At 72.7% G+C, this 17,806-nt stretch carries 14 protein-coding genes; 11 read left to right on the top strand and 3 right to left on the bottom strand.

The features are described 5' to 3' along the window. Positions 1 to 5: 5 nt before the first annotated feature. Together IE305_RS19680 and IE305_RS19675 are read left to right on the top strand one after the other, a co-directional pair. Positions 6 to 6,806 carry a non-ribosomal peptide synthetase/type I polyketide synthase gene (locus IE305_RS19680; protein ID WP_190130980.1) on the top strand — a complete coding sequence of 2,267 codons (6,801 nt, stop codon included), beginning with the start codon at positions 6 to 8 and terminating at the stop codon, positions 6,804 to 6,806. Between the two features lie 58 nt (positions 6,807 to 6,864). Continuing rightward, positions 6,865 to 7,995 (top strand): acyl-CoA dehydrogenase family protein, encoded by a 1,131-nt coding sequence (locus IE305_RS19675; RefSeq protein WP_190130979.1) that lies wholly within the window; start codon positions 6,865 to 6,867, stop codon positions 7,993 to 7,995. 126 nt (positions 7,996 to 8,121) lie between these two features. Here the strand turns inward: IE305_RS19675 and IE305_RS19670 are convergent, their stop codons facing one another. After that, positions 8,122 to 8,967: a hypothetical protein gene (locus tag IE305_RS19670; protein WP_190130978.1), complete on the bottom strand. Its 846-nt coding sequence runs from the start codon at positions 8,965 to 8,967 to the stop codon at positions 8,122 to 8,124. A 65-nt stretch (positions 8,968 to 9,032) separates the two neighbouring features. Here IE305_RS19670 and IE305_RS19665 point away from each other — a divergent pair, with 65 nt between their 5' ends. The 5 genes from IE305_RS19665 (at position 9,033) to IE305_RS19645 (ending at position 13,322) form a co-directional block, all read left to right on the top strand. Further along, positions 9,033 to 9,740, top strand: a complete 708-nt coding sequence (locus IE305_RS19665; protein WP_190130977.1) for a VC0807 family protein — start codon at positions 9,033 to 9,035, stop codon at positions 9,738 to 9,740. Positions 9,741 to 9,802: 62 nt separating this feature from the next. Continuing rightward, positions 9,803 to 10,255 (top strand): hypothetical protein, encoded by a 453-nt coding sequence (locus IE305_RS19660; RefSeq protein ID WP_229891224.1) that lies wholly within the window; start codon positions 9,803 to 9,805, stop codon positions 10,253 to 10,255. A gap of 64 nt (positions 10,256 to 10,319) precedes the next feature. Then, positions 10,320 to 10,724 (top strand): hypothetical protein, encoded by a 405-nt coding sequence (locus IE305_RS19655; RefSeq protein WP_190130976.1) that lies wholly within the window; start codon positions 10,320 to 10,322, stop codon positions 10,722 to 10,724. Between the two features lie 34 nt (positions 10,725 to 10,758). Further along, positions 10,759 to 12,624 carry a peroxidase family protein gene (locus IE305_RS19650; protein WP_229891222.1) on the top strand — a complete coding sequence of 622 codons (1,866 nt, stop codon included), beginning with the start codon at positions 10,759 to 10,761 and terminating at the stop codon, positions 12,622 to 12,624. Positions 12,625 to 12,707: 83 nt separating this feature from the next. Beyond that, on the top strand, positions 12,708 to 13,322 hold the full coding sequence (locus tag IE305_RS19645) for a hypothetical protein (protein ID WP_229891220.1): 615 nt from the start codon (positions 12,708 to 12,710) through the stop codon (positions 13,320 to 13,322). A 26-nt stretch (positions 13,323 to 13,348) separates the two neighbouring features. Here the strand turns inward: IE305_RS19645 and IE305_RS19640 are convergent, their stop codons facing one another. Together IE305_RS19640 and IE305_RS19635 are read right to left on the bottom strand one after the other, a co-directional pair. Next, positions 13,349 to 14,008, bottom strand: coding sequence for a TetR/AcrR family transcriptional regulator (locus tag IE305_RS19640; RefSeq protein ID WP_190130975.1), 660 nt, complete (start codon positions 14,006 to 14,008; stop codon positions 13,349 to 13,351). Beyond that, complete coding sequence (locus tag IE305_RS19635) at positions 14,005 to 14,685, bottom strand: DUF4166 domain-containing protein (RefSeq protein WP_190130974.1); 681 nt, start codon at positions 14,683 to 14,685, stop codon at positions 14,005 to 14,007. Before IE305_RS19635 ends, IE305_RS19640 begins: the two co-directional genes overlap by 4 nt. 117 nt (positions 14,686 to 14,802) lie before the next feature. Between IE305_RS19635 and IE305_RS19630 the strand changes: the two genes are divergently transcribed. The 4 genes from IE305_RS19630 to IE305_RS19615 all read left to right on the top strand — a co-directional run bounded on the left by IE305_RS19630 (position 14,803) and on the right by IE305_RS19615 (position 17,792). Further along, the gene (locus IE305_RS19630; protein ID WP_190130973.1) at positions 14,803 to 15,420 is read left to right on the top strand and encodes a carbonic anhydrase; all 618 of its coding nucleotides are present in this window, start codon (positions 14,803 to 14,805) and stop codon (positions 15,418 to 15,420) included. Between the two features lie 17 nt (positions 15,421 to 15,437). Continuing rightward, on the top strand, positions 15,438 to 16,265 hold the full coding sequence (locus IE305_RS19625; protein WP_190130972.1) for a chitosanase: 828 nt from the start codon (positions 15,438 to 15,440) through the stop codon (positions 16,263 to 16,265). Between the two features lie 191 nt (positions 16,266 to 16,456). Beyond that, positions 16,457 to 17,509 carry a hypothetical protein gene (locus IE305_RS19620; protein WP_190130971.1) on the top strand — a complete coding sequence of 351 codons (1,053 nt, stop codon included), beginning with the start codon at positions 16,457 to 16,459 and terminating at the stop codon, positions 17,507 to 17,509. Next, positions 17,460 to 17,792 carry an antibiotic biosynthesis monooxygenase family protein gene (locus tag IE305_RS19615; protein WP_190130970.1) on the top strand — a complete coding sequence of 111 codons (333 nt, stop codon included), beginning with the start codon at positions 17,460 to 17,462 and terminating at the stop codon, positions 17,790 to 17,792. Before IE305_RS19620 ends, IE305_RS19615 begins: the two co-directional genes overlap by 50 nt. The last annotated feature ends 14 nt before the right edge of the window (positions 17,793 to 17,806 follow it).

Genomic DNA, 17,806 nt, shown 5'->3' with positions numbered 1-17,806 from the left:
CCGTCATGGGATCAGAACCGCACAACACCGAGAACGAGAACGAGAAGCTGCTCGGCTACCTCAAACGCCTCACCCTCGACCTTCACCACGCACGTGAGCGCCTGCGCGAGCTGGAGCAGCAACAGGAGCAGGGCGACCACGAGCCGATCGCCATCGTCGGCATGGCGTGCCGCTATCCGGGCGGGGTCGACTCGCCGGCCGCCCTGTGGCGGCTGCTGGCCTCGGGCGGGGAGACCGTCGGCGCGTTCCCCCGTGACCGCGGCTGGGACGACGGGGACGGCGGCCTGCACGACCCGGCGAACGACGGCGGCCGCAGCCTGACGGGCTCCGGCGGCTTCCTCCACGACGCGGCGGACTTCGACGCGGCCTTCTTCGGCATCAGCCCCCGCGAGGCCCTGGCCATGGACCCGCAGCAACGCCTGCTGCTGGAGACCAGCTGGCGCGCCTTCGAGGACGCGGGGATCGACCCCGAGTCGGTGCGCGACACCGAGACGGGCGTGTTCACCGGCCTGTCCTGCAACGACTACGGAATGGGGCGCGGCGACGTGCCCGAGGAGGCCGAGGGCTTCCTGACGACCGGGACGGCGGGCGGCGCAGCGTCCGGCCGCGTCTCGTACACGTTCGGCCTGCGCGGCCCGGCGATCACCGTGGAGACGGCCTGCTCGTCCTCGCTCGTCGCGCTGCACCTGGCCGTCCAGTCGCTGCGCCGCGGCGAGTGCACGATGGTGCTGGCGGGCGGCGCGACGGTCATGGCCACACCGCAACTGTTCACCGAGTTCACCCGCATGCAGGGCCTGTCGCCGGACGGCCGCTGCCGCCCGTTCTCGGCAGCCGCCGCGGGCACCGGGCTCTCCGAGGGCGTGGGCGTGCTGCTGCTGGAACGGCTGTCGGACGCGCGGCGGCGCGGCCACCGCGTGCTGGCGGTGGTGCGCGGCAGCGCGGTGAACCAGGACGGCAGCAGCAACGGTTTCACCGCACCGAGCGGGTCGGCGCAACAGCGGGTCATCCGGCGGGCGCTGCAGGACGCGCGCCTGTCACCGGGCGACGTCCAGGTGGTGGAGGCGAGCAGCACCGGCACCCCGCTCGGCGACGGAATCGAGGCGCGCGCCCTGCTCGCCACCTACGGATGCGACCGGGACCGCGATTGGCCGCTACGGCTCGGATCGCTGAAACCCAACATCGGTCACACCCAGGCCGCCGCGGGTGTCGCCGGCGTCATCAAGACGGTGCTGTCGATGCGGCACGGCAGGCTCCCGGCCACCCTCCACGTGGACGAACCCACCCCGCACGTCGACTGGTCGGCGGGCGCGGTCGAGCTCGTCGCCGAGGAGACCGCATGGCCCCGGACGTCAGGGCCGAAACGCGCGGCGGTGTCCTCCCAGGGCATCAGCGGCACCAACGCACACGTGATCCTCGAAGAAGCTCCCGCCACTCCCGGAAAGGCGCCGCGACCGGCCGAACAGGACGGGCCGCGCCTGCTGACCCTGTCGGCCAGGACACCGACCGCCCTCGCCGAACTCACCGCGCACTACGCCGAACTGCTCGCCGACAGCACCCACGGTGATGCGCTCGCGTCGGTCTGCCGGACCGCGAGCCTGGGCCGGGCGCACTTCACGCACCGGCTCACAGCCGTGGCGTCCTCGCACGCCGAGCTGCGGGACCTCCTCGTCCGGACGCGCCCCGGCGAGGAGCCGCCACCCGGTGTCCGCGTCGGCCGGCGGACCCCCGAGGCCGGCCGGGGCCCGGTGTTCCTGTTCACCGGCCGCCTGGACGCGTCGTACGCCGACGCGGCCGCCCGCCTGGCCGAGACCGAGCCGGTCTTCCGCCGCGCCGTGGACCAGTGCGTGGACCAGTGCGTGGTCCAGTGCGCCGAGGCGTCCGGCGCCGGCCGGACGTCGCCGTTCACCGTCGCGTACGCGCTCGCCGAGCTGTGGCGCTCCTGGGGCGTGGAGCCCGCCGCCGTCCTCGGCCACGGCATCGGCGAGCTCGTGGCGGCCTGCGTCACCGGCACGATGAGCCTGGACGACGCGCTGCGGGCGGCAGCCCGCACGCCGGCGGACGCCGCTGCACCCGACCGGTTCACCGATGAGATCGCCGAGCTGCTGCGGGACGGACACCGGACCTTCGTGGAGATCGGGTCGGCCACGCCGCTCCTCGACCGGTTCCGGGCGACCGGGCACACCACCGTCCTGCCGTCCTTGAACGGGGGAGAAGAGGGAGGGGACGCCCGGCGCACTCTCCTCGACAGCCTCGGCGCGCTCTACACCCAAGGCGTGCGCATCGACTGGACGCGCGTGCACGGCGAGACGACGCAACCGCCCGCCTCGCTGCCCGGATACCCGTTCCAGCGCGAGCGCTACTGGCTCTGGACGGGAGGCCCCCGCAGGGAACAGGCAGCACCGGCTCACGCCGGGCCGCTGGTCGCGCAGGTACGGCTGGTCGGCGCCGACGGTACGCCCGTGGCGCTCGCCGACGGCGTACGCCTGGAAGCGCTGCCCGCCACGGCCGCACCCGCCGTACCCAGCACCAGCACCACCGAGCCGAATGTCACCGAACCGGACACCCCCCACCTGGTGGCCGGCATCGTCGGCCGCGCGCGCGGCGCGGCCCTCACCGGCGACGACCTGGAGCTGCCGCTCCGCAGCCTGGGCATCGACTCGCTGATCGCCATGGACATCCGGCAGGCCCTCGCCCGCCGGCTCGGCGTCGACATTCCGCTGCCCGACCTGCTGGACGGCCGCAGCGTCGCCGACATCACGCGGACCGTCCAAACGGCCCCCGGCGGCACGGGCCACACCACGGAGACCCGCACGACGACGCTCGTCGCCGACCCGGCGGCCCGCCACGAGCCGTTCCCGCTCACCGACCTCCAGCAGGCCTACCTGGTCGGCCGGACCGACGCCTTCGAACTCGGCAACGTCTCCACCTCCTTCCTCGTCGAGGTCGACCTCGACGACACCGACGTCGACCGGCTCGCCGCCTCCTTCCGGCACCTCGTCGACCGGCACGACATGCTCCGCGCGGTCGTGCCGGGGGACGGGCACCAGCGGGTGCTCGCCGAGGTCCCCGACTACCGCATCGCCACCACCGACCTGCGGACGTGCGACGCCGCCGAACGGGCCCGCCGCCTGGCGGAGATCCACGAGGAGATGCGGCAGCAGGTCTTCGACACCGCCGTCTGGCCGCTGTTCGACATCCGGGCGACCCTGCTCGACGCGCGCACCACCCGGCTGCACCTCACCTTCGACGCACTGATCATGGACGGCCGGAGCTCGGCCCTGCTCTTCCAGGAATGGGCGGAGACCTACCGCTCCGGCACGCCCACGGCACCCCCTCCCGCCCTCACCTACCGCGACTACGTGCTCGCCGCCGCCGCGACGGATGCCGCCCGGCGTGAGCAGTCGCTCGCCTACTGGCAGGCACGCGCCGGCTCCCTCCCGCCCGCACCCCGCCTGCCGCTCCGCCCCGGACCCCCGCCGCGGTGGCCGGTGTTCACCCACCGTACGAGCCGGATCGAGCCCGAGGCGTGGCAGCGCTTCAAGGACCATGCCGCAGCCGCGGGCGTCTCGCCCTCGGCAGCCCTGTGCACGGCGTACGCGCAGGTGCTGGGCGCCTGGAGCGCCTCGCCGCGCTTCACGCTCAACCTGCTGGCGTTCCACCGTCGGCCGCTGCACGAGGACGTCGGCAGGATCGTCGGAAATCTCAGCGCGACCACCCTGCTGGAGGTCGACGCCGCCCCCGCCGAGGACTTCACGTCGGGTGCCAGGCGGTTGCAGAACCAGTTGCTGACCGACCTCGAACACGGGCACGTCAGCGGCGTCGAGGTGCTGCGCGAGCTCAACCGGGCCCGCGGCGGGACCGGCCTGGCGAGCATGCCCGTGGTCTTCACCAGCACCATCGGCCTGACGGGAGGGAACGACGCCGACGGCGGTGCGCTCACGGCGCTGACCACGCTCGGCGCCTCCGGCAGACTGGTGTCCAGCTCGGTCCGGACCCCGCAGGTGTGGCTCGACCACCAGGCCCTGGAGGAGGCCGGGGAACTCGTCCTCAACTGGGACGTGGTGGAGGAGATGTTCCCCGACGGCGTCGTCGACGCCATGTGGGACGCCTACCGGGACCTGGTGCGGGACCTGTGCGGCGAGGGTGCGTGGCGCCGCCCGCCGTCCGTGCTGCCCCCGGTGGCCGACCTGGAGCTGCGCCGGGCGGTCAGCGCCACGGACGACGCCCCCGTTCCTTCCGAGCTGCTGCACGACGCGTTCCTGCGGCACGCCGCCACCCGGCCGGACGCGCCCGCCGTCATCACCGCCGCCCGGACCCTCGACTACGGCGAGCTGGACCGCCGCTCCGACCGGGTCGCCCGCTGGCTGACCGGCCACGGCGCGGGCCCGGGCGTCCTCGTCGGCATCGTGATGGACAAGAGCTGGGAGCAGGTCGTCGCGGCGTTGGGCGTCCTCAAGTCCGGAGCTGCGTATGTGCCGGTGGACGCCACGACGCCCGCCCGGCGCCTTCGGCTGATCACGGAGACCGCCGGGATCGGTCTGGTCCTGACCCGGTCGGCGGTCGCGGACGGGCTCGGCCTGCCGGAGGGAATCCGCTCGCTGCACGTCGACCTGGAGCCGGACGAGCCGCAGGGTACGCCCGCGAGCGATCCCCTGCCGCCTTCCCCGGCCGGGCCCGGCGACCTCGCGTACGTCATCTTCACATCGGGTTCCACCGGGGTCCCCAAGGGCGTGATGATCGAGCACGCCGCCGCGGTCAACACGATCCAGGACGTCAACGACCGGTTCGGCGTGACGGCGCGCGACCGTGTCCTGGCCCTGTCCGCGCTCCACTTCGACCTGTCGGTCTACGACATCTTCGGGCTGCTGTCGGCCGGGGGAGCGGTGGTCCTGCCCGACGCGTCGGCGCAGCGCGAACCGTCCGTCTGGCTCGACCTGATGAACCGGCACGACGTGACGATCTGGAACAGCGTCCCCGCGCTGATGGACATGTTCGTCGCACACGTGAGGCCCCTCGCAGGTCCGCCGTCGCTGCGCGTGGTGATGATGAGCGGCGACTGGATCCCCGTCACCCTCCCCGCGGCCATCGCCTCGACGCTGCCGAACGCGCGGGTCTCGAGCCTGGGCGGCGCGACCGAGGCGTCCATCTGGTCGATCCAGTACCCCATCACCCACGTGGACCCGGACTGGACGAGCATCCCGTACGGCAGACCCATGCGGAACCAACGCTTCCATGTGCTGGACGAGGCGCTGCGCCCGCGCCCGGTCAGGGTCCCCGGTGACTTGTACATCGCCGGTGCCGGCCTGGCCCGCGGCTACCTCGGCGACGAGGCGAAGACACGCGCGGCGTTCCTGCGCCACCCGGTGACGGGGGAGCGGCTCTACCGGACCGGCGACCTCGGCCGGTACCTGCCGGACGGCACCATCGAGTTCCTGGGGCGCGCGGACTCCCAAGTGAAGATCCAGGGCCACCGGATCGAGCCGGGCGAGGTCGAGGCGGCCCTGCTGCGCCGGCCGGACGTCCGCGCAGCGGTCGTGGTGGCCGAGGGCGAGCGGGGCGGCCCGCGACGGCTCGTCGGGTACGCCGTCTCGGGCACCTCCGAGGACGAGCTGCGCGAGGCTCTCGGCCGGGAACTGCCCGGCTACATGGTGCCCGTCCGCATCGTCGTCCTGGACGAGCTGCCCCTGACCGGCAACGGCAAGGTGGACCGCAACCGCCTCCCGTCACCGGAGGAGACGGCCCCGTACTCCGGGGATGCGGTCGCACCGCGCGACGCGACGGAGCGGCTCCTCGCGGACATCTGGGCCGAGCTCTTCGGGCCGGCCGGTGGACCGGCCGGGCTGGGCGTCACCGACAACTTCTTCGACCTGGGCGGTGACTCCATGCTCGCGGTGCGGATGACGGCGCGGATCCGGCAGCGCACCGGCCGGTCGCTGCCGGTGGCCACGTTGCTGGCCCGGCCGACCATCGCCCTGCTCGCCGAGGCGCTGCGCGAGGAGTCCGCCGACGAGGGCCGGGCGGCCCTGGTCACGCTCCGGGACACCGGAAGCCGCCCACCCCTGGTCCTCGTCCACCCGGTCGGCGGCGACGTGCTCTGCTACGCCGGGCTCGGTGCCCTCCTGGACGACGACCAGCCGCTGCACGCCCTCCAGTGCCCCCCTCCCGCATCCGTCCCCCCGACCCTGGCCGGCCTTGCCGCGCACTACGCCGACGTGCTCACCGAACGGTTCCCGGCCGGCCCCTTCCGGCTCGGCGGCTGGTCGATGGGCGGCGTGATCGCGCTGGAGACGGCCCGGCTGCTCACCGGCCGGGGCAGGACGGTCGAACTCGTCGCGGCGGTGGACCTGCTCGAACCGCCGGGCCGCACGGAACCCGCGTCCGACGCGGTGCTGCTGGCCCGCTTCGCCCGCGACCTGGCCGGGCTCGCGGGCAGCGACTGGAACCCCGGCCCGGAGGAGTTCGAGCCCGCCGACGGCCGGCCCGCGGTCGAGGAGCTGCTGAGGCGGGCGCAGGACGCCGCCGTCCTGCCGGACGACGTCGACACCGCCACGCTGGAACGGCTGGCGGACCGGTTCCTGCGCCTCAGCCGCGCGCTGGCCGGGCACGAGCCCGCTCCGTACCGGGGCAGGGTCCGGCTGTTCCAGGCCATGGACGGTGCTCATGCCACAACGACCCGGCAGTGGCTGGACCTCCTCGGGGACCAGGCAGAGAGCATCGACGTCCCCGGCGACCACTACAGCGTCATGCGCTCGCCGGACGTCGGAACGTTGGCGGCCGAGCTCGGCAAGGCCCTGGAGGACCTGTGACCCGGGCCCGCGGAACCCGGCCCAACACCCGCACCAGGAGGACCAGGAGGACCGGACGATGACGACCACCATGGAACTGCCGGCCCGGACCGGCAGCACGAAGTCGGCAACGAGCCCCGCCCTGACAGTCACCTCGGTCCTGGACCGGTTACGGGCATACGCCCCGGGTCTCCCGGCGTACGCGCCGCAGATCGAGCGGACGGGCCGGCTCCCCGCCGACGTCCTCGACGGCTTGAAGGCCACCGGCCTGTTGCGTGCCGCCCTGCCCCCGGCGCTGGGCGGTGTGGAGATGACCGTGCCGGAGATCACGCGGGCGGTCGATCTGCTGGCGGAGGGGGACGCCTCGGTCGCCTGGTGCGCGGCTGTCGCGCTGAACGCCGCGCTGGCCGTGGTCTCGCTGCCCGAAGAGGTGTTCACCGAGCTGTTCCCGGACCCGGACCTGATCACCACGACGGTGCTGCCGCCGGCCGGGCGGGCGGTCCGGCGGGGCACCGGATACCTGCTGTCGGGCCGCTGGACCCACGGCAGCGGAATCACCCACGCCGACCGGGTGATGGCGGGCTTCCTGACCCCGGACGGCGCCTCGCGGGTCGCCGTCTTCGACGCCGCGCACGCACGGGTGCTCGACACCTGGAACACCACCGGTCTGCGCGGCACGGGCAGCCACGACTTCGTCGTGGCCGACCTGTTCGTCCCGGAGCACCACACCTTCGCGCTCGCACCACCGGGCACGCGCCCCGAACCGCTCCACCTGCGCTCCGACAACCTCGCCCTCAAGCTGGCGGGCGTGCCCCTGGGCATCGGCCGGTCCGCGCTGAAAGCCGCCAGGGAGATCCTCGCCGCCAAGGCCTCCGGCAGGGGTGCCGATTTCGCGCACGCCGAGGCGCTGATCGGCGCCGCGGACGCCTACGTGTACGCCACGCTGGAGGACGCCTGGGCCGCGCAGGCGGCGGGCCGGGCACCGGAACGCGGCACGACGGCCCTGGCCCGCCAGTTCGCGCACCGCGCCTGCCGGGAGGCGGTCCAGCTCCTGTACGACGCCGTGGGGTCGGCGGCGGTCTACACCGAGCACACCCCGCTCGACCGGTGCCTGCGCGACGTCATCACCGCGAGCCGCCACGTCGCGTCCTCGGAGAAGATCCTCGACGAGGTCGGCGCCCTGCGCCTCGGCGCCGGCACCCCTGCCTGACCGGCTACCAGGGCACGACCCGGGTGGGAACGGAACACGCCGCTCCGCGGCGGCCGCGCACACCTGGCATACCTCCGGCACCCCTCCGGGCAGCGCCGAGGCGAGTCACCCCCGCACGCGGCGCGGTCAGCGTTCGGCGGCCGCGGCCACGACCTCCTGGACGTACGCGATCACGGGCGGACCGAAATGCGCGTACGCCGCACCGACCGCACCCAGCAGCTGCGGAAGGGACCAGCCGGCGGGCAGGAGTACGGGCGGCAGAGCGGGCGGTGTGCGGAGCGTGTCGACGAGGCTGCCGCCGAAGAGCCGGGCGTAGGCCGCGAGGCCCTGCGGCCCGGGCTCCGGCGGGACGGGCGTGTCGCGGATGGCGGCGCGCAGGCGTTCGGCGTGCTCGCGGTAGCGGCGGTCGAGCTCGTCGAGTTCCCAGGCGCGGCGCGCCACCTGGGCGGCGTCGGCCACGTCGAGTTCGACGCGCCCGAAGTACACCGTGCCCTCCTGGAGGGGGCCGCCGAGCTCGGCCAGCAGGTGGTCGCGGCGGTCGGCCGGGGAGATGAGGATGCCGGGCTGCATCAGGCCGTACCGGGCCAGGGCCGCAGCGCGCCGCAGCCGGTCGCGGTGGGCGCGGTGGGCCTCGGGGACGGTGTAGAAGACGGCGTGGAAGAAGCCGTCCCAGGCCGGGGGCGGGGGAGGGCCGTCGCGGATCCGCCGGAAGGCGGCCAGGAACGGGCCGGTGAGCCGGTAGTCGGCACCGCGACCGCGGGGGGTGGCCGTGACCAGGCCGTCCCGGCGCATCCGGGCGATGAGCGAGCGGGCTGCGGCAGGGGTGAGCCCCACGTCGGTGAGGAGCCGGACCAGTGCGACGCCGGGGAGCTCCTCGCGCCCGGCCACCCCGTACAGGAACGGCACCAGGCTCACGTGGGCACCGCGCGAGACGCCGGCCGCCCCGTTGCGACCTGTTACGATCTTGCTCACGACCGTGAGTATATCCGACACACAAAAATATGTGTGCCGCACAAATGAATCGGGGGAAAACCGGAATGACGAAGCACGACACGCCCCGCAGAGGCGGCGGCAAGGCCCTGGCCAACTGGGGGCCGGCCATCCTGTTCGCCGTGATCCTGCCCTTCGTGACCTACGGGATGCTCACCGACCACGGGGTGAGCCAGGTCAAGGCGCTGCTGCTCATCTCCCTGTGGCCCGCCGTCGAGACGCTCCTGCACCTGGCGATCCGGCGCCGCGTCGACGAGTTCGGCATGATGATGCTGATCCTCATGCTGCTCGGCGCGCTGAGCGCGACGGCCTACAACACCACCGAACTCGTCTTCCTCAAGGACTCGGCCATCACGGGCCTGCTGGGCCTGTCCTTCCTGGGCAGCCTGCTGCTGCGCCGGCCGCTGATGTTCTACCTGGGCCGCAAGTTCGGCACCGACGGCACACCCGAGGGCCTGGCCCACTGGAACGGGCTGTGGGAATTCCCCGGCTTCCGGCGCACGCAGTACCTGCTGACGACGGTGTGGGGCCTCGGCTTCCTGGCGGAGGCGGCCATCCGCGCCGTGCTCACCTACACCCTGCCGACCGACGCCATGGTCCTGGTGAACAACGTCCTCCCGCTGGTCGTCGTGGCCGCCCTGGTCACCTGGACCACCCGGGTCGCCAAGGCGGGCCGCGCCCGCTCGGCAGCGGCACAGGCCGCGGCGGCGGAAGCGAGCGCCACCCCGGCGACCGCGGGCGGCTCCGCCGCCTAGCACGGCCACCGGCCGTCGACCGCCGAGATGCCGGGCCCACAGGCCGAATCTACGATGAACGGGTGGACGCGGATCGGCTGCTGGCCATGTCACGGGCCGAACTGGACCAGCTCTTCCGCACCAGCCCCGCCGGGGAGATTCCCCGCGGCGAGGGGCGCGGCACCGTACTGCTGGCCCGGGGCGCGCGGCTCTCCAAGGCGGTGGCCGGCCTGGCCCGCCTCCTCGCCTGGCAGGGCAAGGTGTTCGCGCCCGACGGAAGAGAACTCCGCAACAGGGTGACGCCCTTCGGCGTACGCGCGGTGAGGGCGGAGGTCCGCCGCGGGCGGAGCCGGCTCGACGGAGCCGAGTGCACCGTCCTCGACTACTCCCGCACCTCCCTCCTCGCCCACCGGATCCGCGACGAGATCCGCCGGATCGCCCCTGGCTCCTACCTCGGCCTCGTCTACTGGGGCCGGCACCGCGTCCTCGGCTTCCTGCTGGACTTCCCCGGTGCCGGCTCCCGGGCCGGGACATGACGGGAGGCACCGGCCCGCCCCGCGCACGCAGCACGCAGCACGCAGCACGAGAAGGTGCATGGCCATGGACGTACAAGCCCGCGCGCGACAGACCCTGGCCGCGATCCGGCTGGTCAACGGCGCGGCGGCGCTCCTCGCCCCCCGCCTGATGGCCCGGAGGCTGGGGGCCGACGCGGCCGGGCCCGCTCTGGTCTACGTCCTGCGCATGTTCGGTGTACGTACGGTGGTCCTCGGCGCCGACCTGCTGCTCGTCCGGGACCCGGAGCAACTCCACCGGATGTTGCGCGTGGGTACGTTCATCCATGCGAGCGACGCCCTCGCAGCAGCGTGCGCCGGACGCCACGGCACGCTGCCCCGCGCGACGGCGACAGCCGCCACGACGGTCTCGACCGTCAACGTCGCCCTGACGCTCCTGGCCCGGTGGGGGAGCGGTGCCCCCGGGGCCATCGCTGAAGGAGCCGACCGCTGAACGACCTCGACCGGCTGCCGGAAGGGAACGGACCATGCGTCGATCCTCCGATGACCGCGACGACCGCCACGGCCGCAAGGCCGGCCCGCGCCGCACCACTCCCACCCCGTGGTTCGTGCTGGCGTACGACAAGCTGGCGATGGCCGCCGACCACACATTCGGCTGGCACCGCCTGCCCAAGCCCCTGGGCCTGCTGACGCTCATCGGGCTGCGGGACAACCTGCGCCGCCACAACCTGTACGACACCAGTGGCTACCCCTCGTCGGGCCTGCCGCCCCCCGGCCCCCCGGACGCCCGGCACCGCACGCAGCGGACCGCCGACGGGACGTACAACGACCTGACGGACCCGCGCATGGGGATGACCCGCTCGCGCTTCGGCCGCAACGTACCCCCCGAGGCGGCCTTCCCCGAACCCGGGCCGGGCATCCTCCGCCCCAGCCCGCGCGACGTCAGCCGTGCCGTCCTGACCCGGCACGAGTTCATCCCCGCCACCTCCGTCAACACCCTGGTCGCCGCCTGGCTGCAGTTCATGATCCGTGACTGGGTCGGCCACGGCCCGGGCACCATGGACAACCCCTGGCGGATCGAGCTCACCGCCGACGACCCCTGGCCCAGTCCGCCCATGCTCGTCCCGCGCACCCTTCCCGACCCGACCCGCCCCGCAGACGGGGACGACGGCCTCCCGCCGACGCACATCAACGAGAACTCGCACTGGTGGGACGCCTCCCAGCTCTACGGCAACGATCTGGACACCCAGCGCCGGCTGCGCACGGGCGCCGAAGGCAAGCTGAAGGTCCCCGGCAACGGCCCGCTGTTCCCCGGAGAGCCGGACAAGGACCCCGCGAACGTACCCGGCTTCTGGCTGGGCCTGGCGATGATGCACACCCTCTTCGCCCGTGAGCACAACGCCATCTGCGACAGGCTGCGCGAGACGTGTCCCGACTGGCCGGACGAGGAACTGTTCCAGCGGGCCCGCCTGATCAACGCGGCCCTCATCGCAAAGATCCACACCGTCGAATGGACGCCCGCCGTCATCAGCCACCCGACGACGGTCACCGCCATGCACGCCAACTGGTACGGGCTGCTGGGCGCACGCATGCACCGGCTGCTCGGCAGGGTCAGCCGCAGCGAGGTGCTCAGCGGCATCGTGGGCGGCCGCACCGACCACTTCGGTGTGCCGTACAGCCTCACCGAGGAGTTCGTGGCCGTCTACCGGATGCACCCCCTGATCCCGGACGACTGGAGCTTCCGCTCGGCCGCCGACGACGCCCTGCTCCAGCAGGCCGAGTTCCACGAGCTGACCGGCCACCAAACCTACGACGTACTCGCCGGGCACTCGGCGACCGACCTCTTCTACTCCTTCGGCACCTCGCACCCCGGCCTGGTCACCCTGCACAACTACCCACGGCACCTCCAGGAGTTCCGGCGCCCGGACGGCATGCTCATGGACCTGGGGGCCGTCGACATCCTGCGCAGCCGCGAGCTGGGCGTACCGCGCTACAACGAGTTCCGGCGACGACTCGGCCTGCTCCCCGCCAAGGACTTCGCCTCCCTGACGGACGACCCCACCTGGGCAGAGGAACTGCGGCGCCTGTACGCCGACGACATCGAAAGGGTCGACCTCTCGGTGGGCCTGTTCGCCGAACCCCGCCCGAAGGGCTTCGCCTTCAGCGACACCGCCTTCCGCATCTTCGTCCTCATGGCGTCCCGCCGCCTCAACAGCGACCGCTTCCTCACCACCGACTACACCCCGCAGGTGTACACCCCGGCCGGGCTGGAGTGGATCGAGAACAACACCATGACCACCGTGCTGCTGCGCCACCTGCCGGACCTCCGCTGGGCCCTGCGGTCGGTGGACAACGCGTTCGCGCCGTGGAGCCCGGCAGCCCCGACGGCATGACCGGCAAGGCCCGCCCCGGCACGGTTTCGGCCGGGCGCCCGCGGCGCAATATCGAGAGGGGCGGCCCGGAGAAGGGGGAGACCATGACGGTGATCGTCGGGCTCGTGCACAAGGGACGCGTACACCTGGGCGGGGACTCCGCAGGCGTGTGCGGTCTGAGGATCACCGTGCGCCGCGATCCGAAGATCTTCCGCAACGGCCCCTACGCCATGGGCTTCACCACCAGCTTCCGCATGGGACAACTGCTGCACCACGCGTTCAAAGCGCCCAGGCCCAAGGGGAACATGGACGCCTTCATGACCACCGTCTTCGTCGACAAACTGCGCACCTGCCTGAAGAACGGCGGCTGGGCACGCAAGGACTCCGAACAGGAACAGGCGGGAACGTTCCTCGTCGGCATCCACGGCCGGCTCTTCGTCATCCACGACGACTACCAGGTGGCCGAACCCGCCGACGGCTACGCAGCCGTGGGCTGCGGCAACGAGTTCGCCCTGGGTGCTCTGCACGCCACCGCCGAACTGGACCTCAAGCCCCGCAGGCGCCTGGCACTGGCCCTGACGGCAGCCGAGTACCACAGCGCCGGAGTCTCCGCGCCGTTCTCCTACGTCACGGCGGCCAAGGCACCTGCGGACGCCGACGGCCCGCACGGCCGGCCCCTGACTGCCGCAGACATCCCGCCCGCCAGGCGCGGACGATAAAGGCCCCCGGCCCCCGGCCACCGGGCTCAGGACCGCTGTCCGCCGTCCCGCTCCCCGGAGCCCCGCCGCAGACGTGCCCGGACCGCTCGCCGCCCCACCGGGCCGAGCTCTTCCAGCACGGACACCAGCCCGGAGAGCTGGTCGAGCGCGTCCAGCGCGCGCAGGGCGCCGTCCGCGTCCACCCCCTCGTACAGTTCCAGCCCGACGAAGGCGGAAGCGACGGCCCGGGCCAGGCCGGACGCGTCCACGAGGCCGGCGAGGGGCGTGCCGGCCAGCACACGGACCAGCACCCGCTCGATCTCCTCGACCCACAGGGCGAGACCCGCCGCGGTGGCCGGCGCGAGCCGGGGCTGGGTCTGGGCACCGGCCAGCAACTGGGCGAGGACGGCCACGTTCCCCTCGGCGCGCTCGGCAACATGCAGCCGGCGCCCGACCTCCAGGAGTTCCGAGAGGGTGCGGACGCGGTCGAGCCGTTCGCGGTACCGGGCCACCCGCTGCTCGGCGCCGTGCCGGAATGCGGCGGAGAGAAGGTCGTCGACGCTGCCGAAGTGATAGAAGACCAGCGCCTGGTTGACCCCGGCCGTGGCGGCGATGCTCCGCGCCGAAACCTTGGCGATGCCCTGTTCGGCGACGGTGCGCAGGGCACCTTCCAGCAGCTTGGTCCGGGTGTCCGCGCTCGGGCTCATACTCGCGCCTCCTCACGCACCGGGCGCAGGCCGTCCCGGATTCCGAGGCCGCCGGCGTCGACGAAGTCCGCGGTGAAGCAGCCCGTGTAACCGAAGAGCGGCCCGAACCGCCGGTTGACGACGGACACCTCGATCCTGAAGCGTTCCGTCGCGTCGTCGTACGACTCGCGCACCGTCGCGTCCCCGGCGACGAGGCCCGGAACCCGGGCGTCCACCAGTCCCTCGCGGAAGCGGTGCTCACCGGACCTGATCACCAGCGAACCACCGGGCCCCGCTGCGAAATGCAGGTCGCTGGCCAGATGCTGGTGGGTGCCCAGGTAGTCGACGACGCAACGGCGAGCAGGGCTGTAGATCATGGTGGCGTCGAACCGCCGGTCGCCGTCCGGGAAGGCGAAGGTCCGCACGAAGGTGACGGTCTCACGCCCGTACGAGTCCAGGTAGGGAACGTTCTCGATGGTGAACGGCACGTCCCGCCCCGCACGCGGAACGAGGATGTTGCGCGAGCCGCCCAGGGTGAGGAACGGCTTGACGAAGCCCCTGCCGTGCCACACCCGTTCCATCGTGCCGCGCCCGACGCACGCCTCTCCGCTGTCGAGCCCGACGGAGAAACGCCGCCGGATCTGCGGATGAAGCCGGCCGAAGTCCATGCCGAGGGCCCGCTGGAAGATCGAGGTCATGACACCCCTTTGACCAGGTGATTGAGCGACTGCTCAAAACGCACCCTAGGGCACGTTGAGCAGACGCTCAAGAGAGGGAGCTGGTCGGCACCGAGGTCCAGGACGTAACCTGCGGTCATGATCGATGCCCCGATTCCGACGCCGCGCGACGCCTTCGAGATGCTGCTGGCAGGTAACCAGCGGTTCGTGACGGGCGCGCCGGAACACCCGAACCAGGACGCCGCCCGCCGCACCGAGGTCGCCCCGGCCCAGAACCCCTTCGCCGTGCTCTTCGGCTGCTCCGACTCACGCCTGGCGGCCGAAATCATCTTCGACCGGGGGCTGGGGGACCTGTTCGTCGTCCGGACCGCCGGGCACGTCATGGGCCCGGAAGTGCTGGGCAGCATCGAGTACGGCGTGAGCGTGCTCGGCGCGCCCCTCGTCGTGGTGCTCGGCCACGACGCGTGCGGCGCGGTGGCGGCGACCCGCTCCGCCGTCCAGGACGGCACGACGGCCGGCGGCTACGTACGGGACGTGATCGAACGCGTGACCCCCAGCGTGCTGGCCGCCCGCGCGGCCGGGCGGACGGAGGACCACGACTTCATCGCCGAGCACATACGGCACACCGTCGACCTGCTGCTGGACCGCTCCCGCGTCCTGGCGGAAGCGGTGGAAGCCGGCCGCGCCGCAGTGGTGGGCCTGTCCTATCGCCTGGCCGACGGCACCGCCCAGCTGGTGACCGCCCGCGGCCTGTAAGCATGAGGGAGGGTGTCGTGCGCGCTCGTCGCCGGCCCGTGCTGCACACGGTTCTTTCGGCTCTGGCCATCGCTGCCGGAGCGACCGCTTGCGGCGCCGACGCGCCCGATACCCCGGAGACCACCACCGCCCCGAGTGCCCATGCCCTGACCGCTGACCAGCGACGCCGGGCCGACCAGCTGGTCAGCGTCTTCGAGAACGGCACGCCGGAGATCCAGTACGACTACGCCGAGAACCTGCACGACGGACGCGGCGTCACGGCCGGCCGGGCCGGTTTCACGACCGCTGACGGCGACGCCCTGAAGGTGATCCGGGCCTACACCCGACAAGCCCCCGGCAACCCGCTGGCCCGCTTCGTCCCCGTACTGGAAGCGCAGCCGGACACCCTGCCCGACAGCGACTACATAGCAGCCTGGAAGCAGGCGGCAAAGGACCCCCGGTTCCGCCGCGTGCAGGACGAACAGGTCGACACCCGCTACTATCAGCCCGCGATGCGCGAAGCCGACCGCCTCGGCCTGCGCACCGCCCTGGCCCGCGCGGAACTGTACGACGCCGCGATCCAGCACGGCACCGGCAGCGACGACGACGCCCTGCCGGCCCTGGTCAAGCAGGCCACGGCCACGGCCGGTGCGCCGTCGGAAGCCGGCGAGAAGAAGTGGCTCGAGACATTCCTCGACGTACGAACGGACGACCTGAACCACCCCAAGAACCCGGACACGGCCAAGGAATGGCGGGAATCGGTCGACAGAGTCGCCGCTGTACGCCGCATCGCCCATACGGGCAACTACAACCTAGACGGCCCCTTCACGGTCACCGCTTTCGGCTCCCGGCACACCATCACCTGAGCCGGCAGCCGCGGGGCGCCGACACCCCGACCGGGAGAGGCCGGACAGCGGCATGAGGGATGCGGCATGCGGCGTGGGACGTCGTCCCCGGCGAGGCCGGCGCGGTGCCGGCGGCCCGTCCGCCGCGCGGGGGAGGGGACCCGTCCCGTGGCATGACGCTTCGTGGCCCATCGCCCGTAAGAGTCGTACGCATGAGTCCCATGCCACCCGACCTCCTTGAACGCCGCGCGCACCGCCGTCGGATGCTCGCCCGTTCCGCCGTCGTCACCTGCCTGCCGTACCTGACGCTGAAGCTGCTCTGGATCGCCGGGGCGGACGTCGGAGTGAAGGACCTCGGCAACCTGTCGCGGGGGCAATGGATCGCGGCGAACGCGATGACCTTCGCCATGGACGGCATCGCCGCGCTGATCGCCTACGTCCTGACCCGGCCCGGCGGCCGTCGCGTGGCCGCATGGCTGATCCTCTTCCCGATGTGGGTGGCGACGGGCATGCTCGTCCCCCTGATGATCGCGGTGCCGGTCGGCCTGGGCGTCATCAGGGCGACCGGCGCCGAGAACCCTGCCCTGTCCAACGACATGCTCCAGCCCTGGGTGTTCGGCGTGGTCTACGGCGGCCTGATCGCCGAGGGGCTCGTCCTCCTCACCGCGTTCGTGCTCTACGCCGACGAACGCTGGGCCACACTGCTGCGCACCCGCGTGCGGGACCTGACCGACCCTGCCGGCACACAGAGCATGCAGCGGGTACTCACCACCCTCGCCGTGGCATTCCTCCTCTTCACCGGAGTGCTGCATCTGGCCTGGGGGCTGGGATCGGACATCGGCATGAACGCCGAATGGACCGCCCGCCGCACCCCCGTCGGCCCCACCGGCGACCTGGTGCACGGCCTGGCAGCGCTCGCCGGGGCGGCCGCCCTGCACGCGCTGGTGTTCCGCAGATGCGGCCGGCTGCGCGTACGGGTGCCGCTGGCGGCGGCCTGGACGGGCACCGGCGTCGTCTTCGGGTCCAGCGGCTGGATGGACGTGGGGCGTTCCCCGGCCACGTCGGCACTGCTGGGCGCCGCCCACACGGCCGACCTGATCGCCGGGCTGCTCACCCTGTGCATCGGCTGCTTCGCGCTGACGGAACTCACCGCTCCGTGCTCCACCAGGGTGACCCGGTGCGGGAGAGGGCACGAGGGCACGGCAGGATGCACCCATGAGCATCGTGAAAATGAACGTTCTGACCGTTCCGGCCGAACAGCGTGAGCTGCTGGAGCAGCGTTTCGCGTCCCGCGCAGGCATGGTGGAGAGCGCCGACGGCTTCGAGTGGTTCGAACTGCTGCGCCCCCTGGAGGGCACCGACCAGTACCTGGTGTACACCCGGTGGCGCAGTGAAGAGGACTTCAAGGCGTGGATGGAGGGCCCGATGAAGGCGGCCCACCAGGGCGGCGGCGCGGGCACTGCCCAGCAGCGCCCGGCCGCGACGGGCTCGACGGTCTGGTCCTTCGAGGTCGTCCAGCAGGCGTCGCCCTCGCCCCAGCAGAGCTGAGAGGTGACCCCGCC

The organism is Streptomyces mashuensis (genome assembly GCF_014654785.1).
Lineage (GTDB): Bacteria > Actinomycetota > Actinomycetes > Streptomycetales > Streptomycetaceae > Streptomyces > Streptomyces mashuensis.
This window is presented reverse-complemented; position numbering and strand designations above follow the sequence as displayed.